Below are 16,589 nucleotides of genomic sequence, written 5' to 3' on the forward strand. Positions count from 1 at the left end.
CAGGGGCGCGCAGCCGGCTGGAACAGCCCCTGGGAGTCTGTGTGAAGAACCTGCGTCGCAAGACCCTGGCCGCCGCGTCCGCCGTGACGCTCGGCGTCGGTCTCGCCCTCACCGGCGGACCGGCCCCGGCGGCGGCCGTCGGCCCCGACACCACCTTCCTGGTCCTCGCCCCGCAGGGCGCGACGACCGACGCCGCGGCGGCCCGGGTCGCCGCCGCGGACGGCACGGTGGTGGCCAGCTACCGGCAGATCGGTGTGCTCGTCGTCCGGTCGGCCAACCCCGACTTCGCCTCGGCGGTGAAGGGCGCCGGCGTCGAGTCGGTGGCCGCCACCACCGGCCTCGGCAGCGCCCTCGACGAGGGCGAGACCGTGGAGGTCCCGGCGGCCGACGCCGCCGCGGCCAGCGGCGAACCGACCACCGAGCCGCTGTACGGGCAGCAGTGGGACATGCCGATGATCGGCGTCCCGCAGGCCCACGCGATCACGACCGGCAGCCCGGACGTGGTCGTCGGCGTGCTGGACAGCGGCATCTCCTCCAGCCACCCGGACCTGGCCGGCCAGATCGCCAGGGACAAGAGCGCGTCCTGCGTCGGCGGTGTCACCGACACCGCCGAGGCCGCCTGGAACCCGACCACCTCCGACCACGGCACCCACGTGGCCGGCACCATCGCCGCCGCCATCAACGGCGTCGGGGTGACCGGCGTCGCCCCGGGCGTCCGGGTGGCCGCCGTCAAGGTGGTCAACGACGACGGCTACATCTTCCCGGAGGCCGCGGTCTGCGGGTTCGTGTGGGCCGCCGAGCACGGCATGCAGCTGACCAACAACAGCTACTACATCGACCCGTGGGAGCTGAACTGCCGCAACGACGCGCGCCAGCGCCCGGTGTGGCAGGCCGTGCAGCGGGCCATCCGCTACTCGCAGAGCAAGGGCGTGCTCAACGTGGCGTCCGCGGGCAACTCCAACTACGACCTCGCGCACAAGATCACCGACGAGGGCAGCCCGAACAACGGGACGCCCGAGACCCGCGAGAACCTCACCAACGCCTGCCTCGACCTGCCGGCCGAGGCGCCGGGCGTGGTGACCGTGTCGGCGGTCGGCCCGACCGGGGACAAGAGCTACTACTCCTCGTACGGGCAGGGCGTCGTCGACGTGACGGCCCCGGGCGGGGACACCCGGTTCCGCACCCAGGGCGCCCGGTCGACCAGCACCGACGCGATCCTGTCCACCACCTTCAACACCGCCACCCGCACCAACGGGTGGGGCTACAAGCAGGGCACCTCGATGTCCGGTCCGCACGCGACCGGCGTCGCCGCCCTGGCCCTGTCGGCCCACCCGGGGATGACGCCGGGGCAGCTCGCGTCGTTCCTGGAGCGCACCGCCGTCGCCCGCTCCTGCCCGGCGGGCGTCTACAACCCGGTCCCGCTGATCCCGACGGGGCCGCACGCGTACGACGCGACCTGCTCCGGCGGGGCCCGCAACGGGTTCTACGGCGCGGGCACCGTCAACGCCTACAACGCGGTCAAGTGACCGCCTGACGGGAAACTGGTGGGGCCCGGCCGCCGGGCCCCACCAGCGTGTTCCGGGCACCGGCGCGCCGCTGGCCGGGCCGCACCGGCCGGGGGCGGGCGACGGGACCGTCCACCGATCGGGTGACGCCTGTTTCCGCTGGTGACCTCGGGGTACCGGACGATCATCAGCCGAACCTAGGAGGTCACCGGTGTCGACCGATGCCATCGTCGTGCTCAAAGAGGACCACAAGGAGATGCGCCGCCTGTTCCGGGCCTTCCAGGATGCCCAGGACGGCCCGGCGAGCCAGCGGCAGAAGCTGGTGGGGCAGATCCTGGAAGCCCTCACGGTGCACACCTACCTGGAGAACGAGGTGATGTACCCGGAGGTCCGCAAGCTGCTGCCGGACCTGGAGGACGACATCCTCGAATCGTACGAGGAGCACCACGTCGCCGATCTGCTCTGCGCGGAGCTGGCCGCCATGGACGCCGACGACGACCACTTCAACGCCAAGACCACGGTGCTGATCGAGAACGTGGAGCACCACGTCGAGGAGGAGGAGCAGGAGTGGTTCCCGAAGGTGCGGGAGGCGCTCGGCCGCAAGCAGTTGCAGGAGATCGGCGAGCGGATGATCGCGTTGCGCCCCGACGCCCCGCGCAGCCCGACCGCCCCGAAGGCGATCAAGAAGGCGCTGGACGCGGTCACCGCCTGACACCGCCCGTCCCGCACCCGGACCGTGGACGGTTGGCGTCACCAGCGGACGGCAACCGTCCACGGTCCGGGGGTCCGGCCGCGAGGCCGGCGGGGCGGGAGCAGGTCCGGGCCGATCAGGTCGGGGGGCAGATCAGTCCGGGGGCGGGAGGATCTGGCGGAGCTGGCCGGGTGGGACGGACCGGCGTCGCCACTCCCGGGGGTAGCCCACCGACACCTCCTCGAAGCGCACCCCGTCGTGCCAGGTCGTGCGGGGGATGTGCAGGTGGCCGTAGACGGCTGCGGCGGCCCCGTAGCGCACGTGCCAGTCGGCGGTGGCGTCGGTGCCGCACCACTGGGCGAAGATCGGGTAGCGCAGGATCCGGGTCGGCTCGCGCACCAGCGGCCAGTGGCTGACCAGCACCGTCGGCAGCGCCGGGTCGCGGGTGTCGAGCCGCGCGGCCGTCTCGGCGAGCCGGGCCGCGCACCAGTCCTGCCGGGTCGGGTACGGGTCCGGGTGCAGCAGGTACTCGTCGGTGCAGACGATGCCGGTGGCGTACGCCTCGGCCAGGGCCGCCTCGCGGGTGTCGATGCCCTCGGGCCGCCAGGTGTAGTCGTAGAGCAGGAACAGCGGCGCGACCAGCGCCGGCCCGCCGGGGCCCCGCCACACCGGGTAGGGGTCCTCCGGGGTGACCACCCCCAGGGCGCGGCAGACGTCGACCAGGTGCCGGTAGCGGGCCACCCCGCGCAGGGTGACGGAGTCGCTCGACGGGGTCCACAGGTCGTGGTTGCCCGGGGCCCACACCACCTTGGCGAAGCGCCGGCTGAGCAGGCCCAGCGCCCATTCGATGTCGGCCACGGTGTCGGCGACGTCACCCGCGACCAGCAGCCAGTCGCCCGGTGAACGGGGGCGCAGGCCCTCGACGATCGCCCGGTTCTCCGCGTATGTCACATGCAGGTCGCTGATCGCGAGCAGCGCCCCGTCGGCCTCCCCCACCACCGCTCGATCCTACGGGAGCCGCCGCGGGCGTGGGGACCGGCGAAAGTGGTCCGGCCCGGCCGGCCCCCGGGCCGACCGGGTAGGATCGGCCCGGGCCGTGACTGGCGCGTGGGGATGGACAACCATCGGGAAGCGGTCCCGTCATCAGGACGTCTGCCGAGCGCCTGGGCCTTCCGCACGTCACCAGGAGGTCGCATGTCGTCGCCGAACGCCGAGTCCACCGCCTTCCGCAGCGCCCTCGAGGTGATCCGCGCCGTCGAGCCCCGGGTCGCCGACGCGATCGGGGCGGAGCTGGCCGACCAGCGCGAGTCGCTGAAGTTGATCGCGAGCGAGAACTACGCCTCCCCCGCCACGCTGCTGGCGATGGGCAACTGGTTCAGCGACAAGTACGCCGAGGGCACGGTCGGCCGCCGCTTCTACGCCGGCTGCCAGAACGTCGACACCGTCGAGGCGCTCGCCGCCGAGCACGCCCGGGAGCTGTTCGGCGCGTCGCACGCCTACGTGCAGCCGCACTCGGGCATCGACGCCAACCTGGTGGCGTTCTGGGCGATCCTGGCCGACCGGGTGGAGTCCCCGGCCCTGAAGCGGGCCCAGGTGCGCCAGGTCAACGACCTGACCGAGGAGGACTGGTTCGCGCTGCGCCGCGAGCTGGGCGACCAGCGGATGCTCGGCATGTCGCTGGACGCGGGCGGCCACCTCACCCACGGCTTCCGGCCCAACATCTCCGGCAAGATGTTCGACCAGCGCAGCTACGGCACCGACCCGGCGACCGGGCTGATCGACTACGACCGGGTCGCCGAGGCGGCCCGCGAGTTCCGGCCGCTGATCCTGGTCGCCGGCTACTCGGCGTACCCGAGGAAGGTCAACTTCCGGATCATGCGGGAGATCGCCGACTCGGTGGGCGCGACGTTCATGGTCGACATGGCGCACTTCGCCGGCCTGGTGGCCGGCAAGGTGTTCACCGGCGACTTCGACCCGGTGCCGCACGCGCACATCGTCACGACCACCACCCACAAGTCGCTGCGCGGCCCGCGCGGCGGCATGGTGCTGTGCGGCCCGGAGCTGGCCGACCAGGTCGACCGGGGCTGCCCGATGGTGCTCGGTGGCCCGCTGCCGCACGTGATGGCCGCCAAGGCGGTCGCCCTGGCGGAGGCGCGCCGCCCCGACTTCGCCGACTACGCGCAGCGCATCGTCGACAACGCCCAGGCCCTCGCCGAAGGGCTGCTGGGCCGGGGCGCGAAGCTGGTCACCGGCGGCACGGACAACCACCTGGTGCTCATCGACGTCTCCGGCTACGGGCTGACCGGCCGGCAGGCGGAGCAGGCGCTGCTGGACTCGGGCATCGTCACCAACCGCAACGCGGTCCCGCAGGACCCGAACGGCGCGTGGTACACCTCGGGCATCCGGATCGGCACGCCCGCCCTGACCACCCGGGGCCTGGGCGCCGCCGAGATGGACGCGACGGCCGAGCTGATCCACACCGTGCTCAGCCAGACCACGGCGGGGTCGAACGCCGACGGCACGCCGTCGAAGGCCAAGTACGTCCTGGACCCGGCCCTGGCCGACAAGGTCAGCCGCCAGGCCACCGACCTCCTGTCGACCCACCCCCTCTACCCCTCGGTCACCCTGACCTGACCGCCGACCCACCTCTTGATCAACGACGCGGGGCCGGGCCGGCGGGACGCCGGGCCGGCCCCGGAGAGCGGGCGGGCGGGGGTCAGGCCATGGGGCGCTTGAGGTGGTAGCGGTGGACCTCGGTGCTGCCCTGGACGTTGTTCACGTCCTCGGCGGCGGAGACCAGCTCCCAGCCCTCCCGGCCGGCCCGGTTGAGGTGCGCGATCGCGGTGTCGCCGTACGCGGTGATGTCGGTGCGGGACCCGTCCGGGCCGTACCACACGAACGAGACGTGGAAATTGCGCCCCTGCCCCTGGTAGCGGCGGACCAACAGTGCGTACTCCCATGCGACCATGCCGTCCATTATGGCCGGTCCACCCGGCCCGGTGGCGCACGGGGGGTGGCGGAACGACGACAGTGCGGGGTCAGCCCCGGGCCGCCGGGACGGGCGACCGGGCCAGCTCGTCGGCGATCAGCGCGGCGAGCCGGTCGAGGCCGGCGTCGATCTGCCCGGGCGTCACGGCGCTGATCGACAGCCGCAGCGCGGCCACCGGCGCGGTGTCGTCGTAGAAGTGGGCCATCGGCGTCCACAGCACGCCGTAGTCCTCGGCGGAGCGGCGCAGCAGCACGTCGTCGACGGGGAACGGGACGCTCAGCACGGCGAAGAAGCCGCCCGCCGGAACGTTCCACCGCACCGGCGACGGGTCGGGGAACCGCCGGGCCAGGCCGTCGACGAGGTGGCGCAGGTTGCGGGCGTACGCGGCGCGCTCGCGGGTGTTGGCGGCGACGAGGCTGCACCCGTGGGCGAGCAGCGCCCCGCCGACGACGGCCTGGGCGATGGCGGAGGTGTTCACCGTGACCATGCTCTTGATCTTGGCGAGCTGGTCGGCGAGCGGCCCGACGGTCCCGTCGGCGTCGCGCACCCGCTGGTCGGCGACCAGGTAGCCGACCCGCGCCCCAGGCAGCACGGTCTTGGCGAACGAGCCGAGGTAGACCACCCGCCGCCCGGTGTCGAGGGCCTTGAGCGTGGGCACCCGCCCCGCGCCGTCGGCGTGGAACAGCCCGTACGGGTTGTCCTCGATCAGCAGCAGGTCCTCGGCGGCGGCGAGGTCCAGCAGCCGCCGCCGGTCGGCCAGGCCGATGCTCGCCCCGGACGGGTTGGCGAAGTCCGGCATCACGTAGCAGGCGCGCGGGCGCAGCCCTTCGGCGCGGGCCCGGCGCACCTGCGCGCGCAGGTCCGCCAGGTCGATCCCGGCCGGGCCGCCGGCCACCGGGCGCACCGGCAGGTCCACGAGCCGGGCCGCGCCGGTCAGCCCGACGTAGGTGGGGGCGACGGCGAGCAGCACGTCGGCGGGGCCGGCGCGCAGCGCCCGCAGCACCAGCAACATCGCCTCCTGGCAGCCGACCGTCACCACGATCGACTCCGGGTCGACGGTGATCTCCTCGTCGACGGCGAGGTTGCGGGCGACGAGGTCGTGGATGATGCCCTTGGTGCGGCCGTACTGGAACAGGGCGCGGTGCACCTGCGCCGGGCCGTAGCCGAGGTCGTCGGCCAGGTGCGCGCGGAAGGTCTCCAGGTGCCGGTGCAGGTCGGCGACGTCGAAGAACTCCTCGTACGGGCGGCCGGCGGCCAGCGACACCGCGTCGGGATAGCGCTGGGCGACCTCGTTGAGGAAGTTCATCGAGTTCAGCGCGGGGTCGCCGACCGCCGGGTGCAGGTCGGCCACGTCCAGGTCGGTGTGCGCGCTCAGGTCCACCGGTCGTCCACCGTCCACGTTCAGCCTTCCGTGATCGTACGCAGGTCGCGGGCCTCCGCCGGGTCGGCGCACCCGGCGAGGGTGAGGGCGTCGCGCAGCTCCGCCGCGAGCAGCGCGAACGCGGCGTCGGCGCCGGCCCGCCCGCCGACGGCCAGCGCCCACAGCAGCGGCCGCCCCACCAGCACCCCCGACGCGCCCAGCGCCAGGGCGCGCAGCACGTCGACGCCGCCGCTGATGCCGCCGTCGACCAGCACCTCGCACCGGTCGCCGACGGCGGTGCGCACCTGCGGCAGCATGGTCAGCCCGGCGGGAGCGGCGTCGAGCTGCCGCCCGCCGTGGTTGGACACCACCACCGCGTCCGCGCCCGCGTCGGCGGCCAGCACCGCGTCGCGGGGGTCCAGGACGCCCTTGACCACCAGCGGCAGGTCCGTGCGCCCCCGCAGCCAGGCGACGTCGGACCAGGTGAGGGCCGAGGCGAACGCGGCGCTGGTGTGCCGGGCCACGGCCGAGGTGCCGGGCGTGCCGGCGTGCGCCAGGTCGTCGCGGCTGCCGGGCAGGTTCGCGGCGGCCACGTGCGGCGGCAGCGCGAACCCGTTGCGCACGTCGCGCAGCCGGGGGCCCAGGATCGGCACGTCGACGGTGAGCATGAGCGCGGTGCACCCGGCCCGCTGCGCCCGGTCCACCAGCTCGCGGACCATCCCCCGGTCCCGCAGCCAGTAGAGCTGGAACCACACCGGCCCGCCGGCCGCCGCGATCTGCTCGATGGTGGCGCTGCTCAGGGTGCTCGCCACGTAGGGCACCCCGGCCGCGCCGGCGGCCGCCGCGAGCGCGGGCTCGCCGTCGGGGTGCACGAGCCGCTGGTACGCCATCGGCGCGACCGCCGCCGGCAGGGCCTGCGGCCGGCCGAGCAGCGGGGCGTCGGTGCGGGGCCGGTCGATCCCGCGCAGCATCCGGGGCAGCACGGCGACCCGGTCCAGGGCGGCCCGGTTCGCGGCGAGGGCGGTCTCGGCGCCGCTGCCGCCCGCCACGAAGTCGTACACCTCGGGCGGCAGCGCCGCGCGGGCCAGCGCGGCGAAGTCGGCAAGGCTCGCCGCGAACGGCGTCGCACCGGCGGGACCGGCCGCAGGCGCGGCGGCGGGCGGGGCGGGCGCGGCCGGGGCGAGTGGTTCAGCCATCGACCGCGCCCGCGTCGGCCGGCACCGCCGGGGCGACGCCGAGCCGGTCGCGCAGGAACGCGGCGGCCCGGTCCTGGGCGTGCCGGCCGGCGTCGAACGCCCCCGGCATGGCGAAGAATCCGTGGATCATCCCGGGGTAGCGGGCCAGCTCCACCGGCACCCCCGCCGCGCGCAGCCGGTCGGCGTAGCGCTCCCCCTCCTCGCGCAGCGGGTCGTACTCGGCGGTGATCACCAGGGCCGGCGGCAGGCCGGTCAGGTCCTCGGCGAGCAGCGGCGACGCGAGCGGGTTCGCCGCGTCGGCCGGCTCGGGCAGGTAGTGCCCCCGGTACCAGGCCACCGAGTGCCGGTTGAACAGCAGCGGGTCCTGCTCCCCGCCGGGCCCGGCGGGATCGGCGGACCCCGCCGGCCCGGCGCGCTCGCGCTGGTCGGTGTTGGGGTAGACCAGCAGCTGGGCGGCCAGCGCCGGCCCGCCGCCGTCGCGGGCCAGCAGGGTCACGGCGGCGGCGAGGTTGCCGCCCGCGCTGTCCCCGCCGACGGCCAGCCGGGCCGGGTCGGCCCCGAACTCGTCGGCGTGCGCGGCGAGCCAGTCCACGGCGGCGTGGCAGTCGTGCACCGCCGCCGGGAACGGGTGCTCGGGGGCGAGCCGGTAGCCGACCGTGACGACCTGGCAGCCCGTGGCGTTGGCCAGCCGGCGGCAGATCCCGTCGGCGGTGTCGACGCTGCCGAGGGTCCAGCCGCCGCCGAAGAAGTAGACCAGGGTCGGCAGCGGGCCGTCCCCGGCCGGCCGGTGCACGCGTACCGGCAGGTCACCGGCCGGGCCGGGGACGACCGTGTCGCGTACCGCGTGCACCGGTTCGACGTCGCCGCCCCCGGCCCGGATGGCCGCCAGGTCGGCCGCGCGCGCCTCGGCGAGGGTCTGCGTGTAGAGCGGCGCGACGCCGGCCGCCGCGCGCGCGGCCCGGTACGCGACCACCTGCGGGTCCAGGGGCATGGGTGGGTCTCTCCTCTACTCGCCGGTGGTGACGAACAGCTTGTCGATGCCGCGCAGGAACAGGCTGCCGCTGTAGACGGGCTGCTGGGTGATGCGCAGCCCGGGGAAGCGGGCGAACAGCCGGGGCAGGGCGAGCTGGCCCTCCAGCCGGGACACCGCCGAGCCGAGGCAGAAGTGCAGGCCGACGCCGAAGGCCAGCGACGGCGGGCCGGCGCGGCGCGGGTCGAACCGGTCGGGGTCGGGGAAGCGGGCCGGGTCGCGGTTGGCGGCGGCGATCAGCAGCATCACGTTCTCGCCCTCGGCGACCTGCACGCCGTGCAGGACGGTGTCGCGGGGCGCGGCCCGGGCCAGGAAGTGCACCGGGCTCTGCATGCGCAGCACCTCGTCGACGCAGCCCCGGGTCAGCTCGTCGTCGCCGGGCAGGGCGGCGGTCACGTCGGGGTGCTCCAGCAGCAGCGGCAGGCCGTTGCTGAACATGTAGACGGTGGTGACGAAGCTGGCGTTGAACAGGACGATGAGGTTGCTGATCAGCTCGTCCTCGGTGAGGTCGACGCCACCGGAGTCGAGCGCCTCGACGAGGCCGCTGATCAGGTCCTCGCCGGGGGCGCGGCGGCGCTCGGCGATCCGCTCCCGGTAGTAGCCGCGCAGCTCGGCGGCGGCGGTGTTGGCCTTGGCCAGCCGCTCCGGGGTCGCCCCGGCCACGTCGAGGAAGTCGTCGATCCAGTCGACCCGCTCGCGGTACCAGGGCAGGTCGGCCTCGGGCAGGCCGATGAACTCGGCCATCACCAGCGCCGGGATCGGGTACGCGAAGTCGGCCACGAAGTCGACCTCGGCCCCGCCGGCGCCCGCCTCGGCCATCCGGTCCAGCAGCGTGTCGGTGACCCGGGTGATCACCGGCTCCAGCGCGCCCAGCCGGCGCGGGGTGAACGTCTTGGCGAACACCGCCCGCATCCGGGTGTGGTCGGGCGGGTTGATGAACATCATCGACGACTCGAAGGTGCGCAGGATCTCGTGCTGTTCCCAGCCGGGCGGGGACTGCTTGAGCCACTCCGGGTCGCGCAGCACCTGGTCGACGACGTCGTACCCGCCGGCGACGGCGCTGACGGTGCTGTGCTCGGGGCGGTTCGGGATCTCGCGGATCGGGCCCAGCTCGTGCAGGGCCGCGTAGAAGGGGTACGGGTTCTGCCGGCCCTGGTCGCTGTACAGGCCGGAGAGCAGCTCTCTGACGTCCACGGTGGTGCTTCCTCCCCAGGAAGTTGGCGACGGGGCGACGGGGGTTCACCCCCGCCGCCCCGCCGGTGTCACAGACCGAGCAGGCGCAGCGGCACCGCGTCGGCCATCGCCTGGTTGCCCAGGTCGTTCGGGTGGATGTGGTCACCCGAGTCGTACGCCGGCAGCAGCCGGCTCGGCTGGGCCGGGTCGCGCAGCACCTTGTCGAAGTCGAGCAGCCCGTCGAACTCGTGGCTGCCCCGCAGGTACGCGTTGACCGCCTGGCGGGTGGCCTCCTTCTCCGGCGTCCACACGCCCGGGTTGCCGTGCCCCTCGTACGGGGTCAGCGTCGCCACCAGGCTGGTCAGGCCGCGGGCCTTGACCTGCTGGTTGACCTGCCGCAGCGAGGCGATGATCTTCTCCGCGGAGTCGTCCGACATCCAGATGTCGTTGATGCCCAGGTGGGTCACGACGGTCCGCACGCCGGTCTGCGGGAAGACGTCCTCGTTGAGCCGGGCCAGCGCGTTCGGGCCCAGCTCGTAGTAGCCGGGGAAGCCGCCCGCGCCGGGCTCGGTGCCCTCGTGGTTGAGCCGGTTGCCGGCCAGGCTGAGGTTGAGCACACCCGGGGTACGCACGTCGGGGCGGGCGTCGATCAGCCGGTCGGCGAGCAGGTCCGGCCAGCGCCGGTTGGTGTTGACCGTGCTGCCGTTGCCGTCGGCGATGGAGTCGCCGAGGACGACGACCGAGCCGGGGCTGAGCTTGCGCTGCACGTCCACGCCGGACAGGAACATCCAGCAGCAGTCGGGGCGGATGGTGAAGCCCGTCCCGCCGGCGGCACCGGTGAGGTCGGTGGCGCCGATGAACGTGGTCTGCCGGGACTGGCCGTGGAAGGTCACCGGCCCGGTCAGCTCGGGGAAGTACAGCGTGACGACCAGGTCCTCCTGGTCACCGACCGGGAGGTCGACCGGGTCGCTGAGCAGCTCCCCGCCCTTGTTCATGGTGACCGACGCGGAGCCGTTGAAGGTCAGCTCCTTGACGGTCGGCGCGGCCACGTCCGACAGGTCCGTCGGGGTGGACGTGTCCGGCCGGGCGATGGTGGCCCGGCCGACCTTCACGGCCTGCTCGCCGTAGACGTTGCTCAGCCGCACGCGCAGCCGGGGACCGCCCACGGTGGTGTGCACGATCATCCGGATGCTCTGGTTGTTGAGGCCGGTGTTGGTCAGCCCGACCGTGTTGCCCCGGGTCACCGCGGCGGCCCAGCTGCCCGCCCACACGGGTGCGCCGGGGCGCTTCCCGGTGTCCGGGCCGGCGGTGGCCACCACGGCCGGCGCTCCCACGACCAGCGCCGTGGCCGCAGCGGCGATCACCTGCCATCTCTTCGGGGCCGTTATCAAGCGCCACTTGTTCGGAGTCGACATTGAACCTCCATGTTGGCAGCCCAGGGTCGTCCACTGACGACAGCCTCCTGGACGATGGTCCAGAAACCTAGCCGCGCCCCTGACAGGCGTCAATCAACCTGATCGACAAGATCAAATGACGTCGAGCTGCGGCGGCGCACCGATCGGCCCGGTGCCCGGCGCGGCCGGGCGGCCTACGCTCGAAGCAGGCGGCGGTGCGGTCGCCGAAGCGCGCCGCCGTCGCCGCGTCCCGGCCCCTGAGCTGCCGGGACGCCGCTCGCGGCCGGTCGTCGCGGGCGCCCCGCCGGGCCGCCGCCGACCGCCGCCGGAAGCTGATGGGGGCTGGCGATGACCGACGGTGCCGACCGACCGACCACCTACGTGCACGAGGCGCTGGAGCTGTTCGAGGGCTTCGGCGACCGGGAGGCCCTGGTGGGCGGCGGACGCCGACTGACCTATCTGGACGTGGCCGCGCAGGTGCGCGGCATGGCCGCCGCGCTGACCCGCGGCGGGGTCCGCCCGGGCGACGCCGTGCTGGTGATGCTCGGCAACGCGGTCGAGGGACCGCTGCTCCAACTCGCCCTGCACCTGCTGGGCTGCCGGACGATGTGGGTCGCCCCGGTCACCTCCCGCCGCGAGGTCGACGACTTCGTCCGGCTGTCCCGGCCGGAGGCGTTCGTCTACGACGCCCGCGACGGCGACGGGCTCGGCCCGCGGATCGCCGCCGACCTGGCCGGCGTGCCCGTGTTCTGCCTCGGCCCCGGCGGCGCGGGCCCCGACCTCACCGCCGCCGACCTGAGCGACTCCGGCACCACCGCCGCCGGGCTGCCTGGCGGCGTGCCGGAGCCGGAGTCGTTCCTCCAGACCAGCGGCACCACCGGCACCCCGAAGCTGGTGCACCACCGGGAGAGCTTCTACCGCCAGGTCCTCGCCCTCGCCGAGGGCTTCCGCTCCGGCGGGATCCCGCTGCTGCGGCACCTGTCCCACTCGCCGATGTGGCTGGCCAGCGGCCAGATCACCACCCTGGTCAACCTGTTCAGCGGCGGCGTGCTGTTCCTGCGCGAGCGGTGGGACCCGGCGGCGTTCATCGCCACCGTCGGGCGGGAGCAGATCAACTCGACGTTCGTCACCCCGCCGATGCTCTACGAGGTGCTCGACCACCCCGACCTGCCCGGCGCGGACTTCTCCGCCATGTTCATGTTCAACGTGGGCGCCGGGCCCGCCGCGCCCGCCCGCCTGCGCCAGGCGATCGCCCGCTTCGGCCCGGTCCTGCGCATCGTGTACGGGCTCAGCGAGGCCGTCGTGATCACCGCCCAGCCGGGGCTGACCGAGGACCCGGAACACCCGGAACGGCTGCGCTCCTGCGGGAAGCCGTACGGGGACGTGGCGGTGCAGATCCGCGACGCCGACGGGGCGGTGCTGCCGGCCGGCGTCGACGGGGAGGTGTGGGTACGCACGAAACTGAGCTTCGCCGGCTACCACGGCCAGCCCGAGCTGACCGCCGAGACCCTGGTCGACGGCTGGGTACGCACCCGCGACGTCGGCCACCTCGACGCCGACGGCTACCTCTACCTCGTCGACCGGCTCGCCGACCGGATCCTCACCCGGCAGCGGAGCTGGCCGATCTACTCCCGGCCCATCGAGGACGTGCTCGCCGGGCACCCGCAGGTGCGGGCCGCCGCCGTGATCGGGGTGCCCGACGAGGTGGCCGGCGAGCTGCCGTACGCGTACGTGGTGGCGACGCCGGGGGCGACGGTGACGGGGGCGGAGCTGATCGCCCTGGTCACCGCCGAGCTGAGCGAGACGTGGGCGCCGGGCGCGGTGGAGTTCGTCGACGCGCTGCCGCTGAACCGGTCGGCCAAGGTCGACAAGCTGGCGCTGCGGGCCCGGTACGCCGCCGGCCGCCCCGCCGACCACGTCGGCAGCCCCGCGTGACGACCGAGGCCGTCCCCGGGGCGGCGACAGACGCCGGTGCCCCCGCCGGAGCAGACGCCGGCGCCCCGGCCGGAACGGATGCCGGCCCGCAGACCGGCGCCGGGGCCGGTTCCGCGGCCGGCCCGGCGGTCGGGGCGAAGGGAGGCGGCGTGGACCGGGAGCGGGCCGCCGCGCGGCGGGAACTGGTCACCCTCGTCGCCGCCGACCTGATCTCCAACCTGGGCAGCCGCATCTCCGTCATCGCGATCCCGTGGCTGGTGCTGACCACCACGGGCAGCCCCGCGAAGATGGGCATCGTCGCGGCGGCGGAGTTCCTGCCGTACATGCTGTCCAGTTCCCTGGCGACGCCGTGGGCGGACCGGTTCGGGGTGCGCCGCACGTCCATCGTGGTGGACGCGGCGAGCGCGGCGGTCGTGGCGGTGGTGGCGATGACCCCGTGGCTCGGCTTCGGGGCGCTGGTCGCCCTCGTCGCGGTGGCCGGCGGGCTGCGCGGCATCGGCGACCGGGTCAAGCACGTCATGTTCCGGCCGGCGGCGCAGCGCGCCGGGGTGCAGCTGATCCGGCTCACCTCCGCCTACGACGGCCTGGCCCGGGGCGTCACCCTGTTCGGCGCGGTGATCGGGGGCCTGCTCATCGACTGGGTCGGGGTGACCCGGGCCATCTGGATCGACGCGGGCACCTTCGCGCTCTGCGCGCTGCTGGTCGGGCTGCTGGTGCGCCCGCCGGCCGCCGACGCGCCGGCCGCGCCCCGGGAGAGCTACTTCCGGGCCCTGCGCACCGGGTTCGCCTACCTGCGCACCGACCGGGTGCTGCTGGCCATGCTGCTGGTGGTCTCCGCGCTGAACATGATGGCCGCCGCCAACACCGCCGTGTGGATCCCCGTCTGGGTGCGCGACGTGCTCGGCGACCCGGCCGGCTTCGGCCTGGTGCTGGGGGTGTTCGGCGCGGGGGCGCTGCTGGGCAACGTGGTGTTCACGATGGTCGGCCCGAGGCTGCCCCGCACGCTCGTCTTCGCCGTCGGCGCGGCGATGAGCGGCGCGCCCCGGCTGCTGACCATGGCGGTCACCGACCACCTCGTCGTGGTGCTGGTGGTGACGTTCCTGTCCGGCATCGGCATCGCCGCCGTCAACCCGCTGCTGGGGGCCACCCTCTACGAGCGGGTGCCCGACGCGTTGCAGACCCGGGTGCTCGGCATCGCCGGCTCCCTGGCGTTCGTCGGCCTGCCCGTCGGCGCGCTGCTGGGCGGCTGGTCGGTCGCCGTGCTGGGCCTCAAGCCGGCGCTGCTGGTGATGGCGGTGCTGTGCGCGGTGCTGACCGTGGGGCCGCTGCTCGCCGGGCCGCTGCGCGCGGGCCGGTCCCGCCCGGCCCCGGCCCCGCCGGCCGCAGGGTAGGAACCTGCTCGCCGTGCCGGGCGGGTGGCGGTATCCGACCTCCGGGATACCCCCACCCGCCCGACATGGCTTCCTCGCATGTTCGCCCCGCGTTCGCCGACGGGCCCGCGTCGCGTCGGCTGGTGCGCCTACCGTGGCCGGTCGGGTCGCACCGACTCCCTCCCCGGGCGCGACCGGACCGGCGACCCGCGAGGAGAACCATGCCGTCATCGACCGACAGCCCGGTGGCCACCGCCCGGCTCGGCGAAGTGCGCCGGATCGGCGACGCCGCCGGTCACAACGCCTTCACCGACCTGGTCCGGCACCGGGGCCGGTGGCTGTGCGCGTACCGGGAGGGCGCCGGACACCTCTCCGCCGACGGGGCGATCCGGGTGCTCGCCTCCGCCGACGGCCGGGACTGGTCCCCCGTCGCCCGGCTGGAGCGGGTGGCCACCGACCTGCGCGACCCCCGGTTCGTGACCCGGCCTGACGGCCGGCTGCAACTGCTCGCCGCGGCGGTCACCGGCCACGCCGACGGGCCCGGGGCAGACCCGAAGGCGTTCCGCACGTTGACCTGGCTGTCGGCCGACGGGCAGCGCTGGGGCGAGCCGACGCCGGTCGGCGAGCGCGACATCTGGGTGTGGCAGGCGGCCTGGCACGGCGGCGCGATGTACGGCGTCGGGTACGCCACCCGGGAGCCCCGGTTCGTCCGGCTCTACCGCAGCGGCGACGGGCTCGACCTGCAGCCGGTCGTCGACACCCTCTTCCTCGGCGGCTACCCCAACGAGTCCGGGCTGGTCCTCGGCCCCGACGGCACCGCCACCTGCCTGTTGCGCCGCGACCGGGAGGCGGCCACCGCCCAGCTCGGGCGGGCCCGCCCGCCGTACCGGCACTGGACGTGGACCGACCTCGGGGGGCGGGTGGGCGGGCCGGCCCTGCTCGGGCTGCCCGACGGCCGCCTCGTCGCCGGGGTACGCCTGCTCGACGGCGGCCCGCGCACCGCCGTCTGCGCCGTCGACCCGCACCGGGGCACCCTGACCGAGCTGCTGGCGCTGCCCTCCGGCGGCGACTGCGGCTACCCCGGGCTGGACTGGCACGACGGGGTGCTGCGGGTCAGCTACTACTCCTCCCACGAGGAGCGGACGTGCGTGTACCTGGCCGAGGTGACGCTCGACGGGTAGGGGTGTCGACGCGGCGGGCGGGTCGGCTAGCGTGCCGGTCATGCCGGCGAGCCGCACCGAAGCCACCGACCCGTACTGCCTGCGCGCGGGCGAGAGCGCGCGGCTGCTCGCCGGGCACCCGTGGCGACGGTTCGTGGTGCTCGGCGACAGCGTCGCCGAGGGGCTGTGCGAGCCCGTCGACGGCTACCCGGACGTGCAGTGGGCCGACCGGATCGCCGCCGAGCTGGACGCGGCCCGCCCCGGGCTGGCGTACCTCAACCTGGGGTTGCGGGGGCTGCGCGCGCACGAGGTGCGCGCCGCCCAGCTCGCCCCGGCGGTGGCGTTCGGCCCGGACCTGGCGCTGGTGGTGTGCGGCGGTAACGACGCGTTCCGCTCCGCCTACGACGCGGACGCCGTCGACGCGGAGCTGGCCGCCATGGTCACCGGGTTGCAGGGGGCGGGGGCGGACGTGGTGACGGTGGGCATGTTCGACGTGTCGCACAGCCCGGCGGTGCCGGCGCGGCTGCGGGAGGGCCTGGGCGGGCGGATGCGCCGGCTGGCGGCGCACACCCGGGCGCTGGGCGAGCGGCTCGGCACCCTGCACGTGCACCTGACCGACCACCCGGCGGTGGCCGACCCGACGCTGTACAGCGGCGACGGCCGGCACGGCAGCGCCCGCAGCGACGCCATCGCCGCCGCCGAGACGGTCCGCCGCCTCGGCGCGCACCTCGCCGCGCGCCGGTGACCTCACCCGGCGGCGGCCCTCGGGGAGACCGCCGCCGGGGA

General features: G+C 74.9%; 14 protein-coding genes and 1 riboswitch. Of the genes, 7 read left to right on the forward strand and 7 right to left on the reverse strand.

Annotation, left to right across the window (positions count from 1 at the left end; genetic code table 11):
* The first annotated feature begins 41 nt into the window (after positions 1 to 41).
* Together O7633_RS04110 and O7633_RS04115 are read left to right on the forward strand one after the other, a co-directional pair.
* Positions 42 to 1,526: a S8 family serine peptidase gene (locus O7633_RS04110; RefSeq protein WP_282326124.1), complete on the forward strand. Its 1,485-nt coding sequence runs from the start codon at positions 42 to 44 to the stop codon at positions 1,524 to 1,526.
* Positions 1,527 to 1,716: 190 nt separating this feature from the next.
* Entirely contained in the window at positions 1,717 to 2,217 is a 501-nt protein-coding gene (locus O7633_RS04115) for a hemerythrin domain-containing protein (protein ID WP_278135646.1), read from the forward strand.
* Between the two features lie 132 nt (positions 2,218 to 2,349).
* Here O7633_RS04115 and O7633_RS04120 read toward each other — a convergent pair whose 3' ends face one another.
* Positions 2,350 to 3,195 carry a metallophosphoesterase gene (locus O7633_RS04120; RefSeq protein ID WP_282326125.1) on the reverse strand — a complete coding sequence of 282 codons (846 nt, stop codon included), beginning with the start codon at positions 3,193 to 3,195 and terminating at the stop codon, positions 2,350 to 2,352.
* A gap of 87 nt (positions 3,196 to 3,282) precedes the next feature.
* Positions 3,283 to 3,372: riboswitch (ZMP/ZTP riboswitch) on the forward strand.
* A gap of 18 nt (positions 3,373 to 3,390) precedes the next feature.
* On the opposite strand from O7633_RS04120, the gene O7633_RS04125 reads away from it, so the two are divergent.
* Positions 3,391 to 4,830 (forward strand): glycine hydroxymethyltransferase, encoded by a 1,440-nt coding sequence (locus O7633_RS04125; RefSeq protein ID WP_282326126.1) that lies wholly within the window; start codon positions 3,391 to 3,393, stop codon positions 4,828 to 4,830.
* 82 nt (positions 4,831 to 4,912) lie between these two features.
* Here the strand turns inward: O7633_RS04125 and O7633_RS04130 are convergent, their stop codons facing one another.
* The 6 genes from O7633_RS04130 to O7633_RS04155 all read right to left on the reverse strand — a co-directional run bounded on the left by O7633_RS04130 (position 4,913) and on the right by O7633_RS04155 (position 11,305).
* The gene (locus O7633_RS04130) at positions 4,913 to 5,173 is read right to left on the reverse strand and encodes a hypothetical protein (RefSeq protein ID WP_074477232.1); all 261 of its coding nucleotides are present in this window, start codon (positions 5,171 to 5,173) and stop codon (positions 4,913 to 4,915) included.
* Between the two features lie 61 nt (positions 5,174 to 5,234).
* On the reverse strand, positions 5,235 to 6,590 hold the full coding sequence (locus tag O7633_RS04135) for a PLP-dependent aminotransferase family protein (protein ID WP_282328462.1): 1,356 nt from the start codon (positions 6,588 to 6,590) through the stop codon (positions 5,235 to 5,237).
* The gene (locus O7633_RS04140; protein WP_282326127.1) at positions 6,587 to 7,741 is read right to left on the reverse strand and encodes an alpha-hydroxy acid oxidase; all 1,155 of its coding nucleotides are present in this window, start codon (positions 7,739 to 7,741) and stop codon (positions 6,587 to 6,589) included. Before O7633_RS04140 ends, O7633_RS04135 begins: the two co-directional genes overlap by 4 nt.
* Positions 7,734 to 8,732, reverse strand: coding sequence for an alpha/beta hydrolase (locus tag O7633_RS04145; RefSeq protein ID WP_282326128.1), 999 nt, complete (start codon positions 8,730 to 8,732; stop codon positions 7,734 to 7,736). Before O7633_RS04145 ends, O7633_RS04140 begins: the two co-directional genes overlap by 8 nt.
* A gap of 15 nt (positions 8,733 to 8,747) precedes the next feature.
* Complete coding sequence (locus tag O7633_RS04150) at positions 8,748 to 9,965, reverse strand: cytochrome P450 (protein WP_282326129.1); 1,218 nt, start codon at positions 9,963 to 9,965, stop codon at positions 8,748 to 8,750.
* Between the two features lie 68 nt (positions 9,966 to 10,033).
* Positions 10,034 to 11,305, reverse strand: a complete 1,272-nt coding sequence (locus tag O7633_RS04155; RefSeq protein ID WP_282328463.1) for an SGNH/GDSL hydrolase family protein — start codon at positions 11,303 to 11,305, stop codon at positions 10,034 to 10,036.
* A 381-nt stretch (positions 11,306 to 11,686) separates the two neighbouring features.
* Between O7633_RS04155 and O7633_RS04160 the strand changes: the two genes are divergently transcribed.
* The 4 genes from O7633_RS04160 (at position 11,687) to O7633_RS04175 (ending at position 16,548) form a co-directional block, all read left to right on the forward strand.
* A complete protein-coding gene (locus O7633_RS04160) occupies positions 11,687 to 13,273 on the forward strand; it encodes an AMP-binding protein (RefSeq protein WP_282326130.1) in 1,587 nt (528 codons plus the stop codon).
* A 149-nt stretch (positions 13,274 to 13,422) separates the two neighbouring features.
* A complete protein-coding gene (locus O7633_RS04165) occupies positions 13,423 to 14,664 on the forward strand; it encodes an MFS transporter (protein ID WP_282326131.1) in 1,242 nt (413 codons plus the stop codon).
* A gap of 200 nt (positions 14,665 to 14,864) precedes the next feature.
* Positions 14,865 to 15,824 (forward strand): exo-alpha-sialidase, encoded by a 960-nt coding sequence (locus tag O7633_RS04170; protein ID WP_282326133.1) that lies wholly within the window; start codon positions 14,865 to 14,867, stop codon positions 15,822 to 15,824.
* 40 nt (positions 15,825 to 15,864) lie between these two features.
* Positions 15,865 to 16,548, forward strand: coding sequence for an SGNH/GDSL hydrolase family protein (locus O7633_RS04175; RefSeq protein ID WP_282326136.1), 684 nt, complete (start codon positions 15,865 to 15,867; stop codon positions 16,546 to 16,548).
* Positions 16,549 to 16,589 lie beyond the last annotated feature (41 nt).

The sequence above is a fragment of the Micromonospora sp. WMMD712 genome, assembly GCF_029581295.1.
In the GTDB taxonomy this organism is placed as follows: domain Bacteria; phylum Actinomycetota; class Actinomycetes; order Mycobacteriales; family Micromonosporaceae; genus Micromonospora; species Micromonospora carbonacea.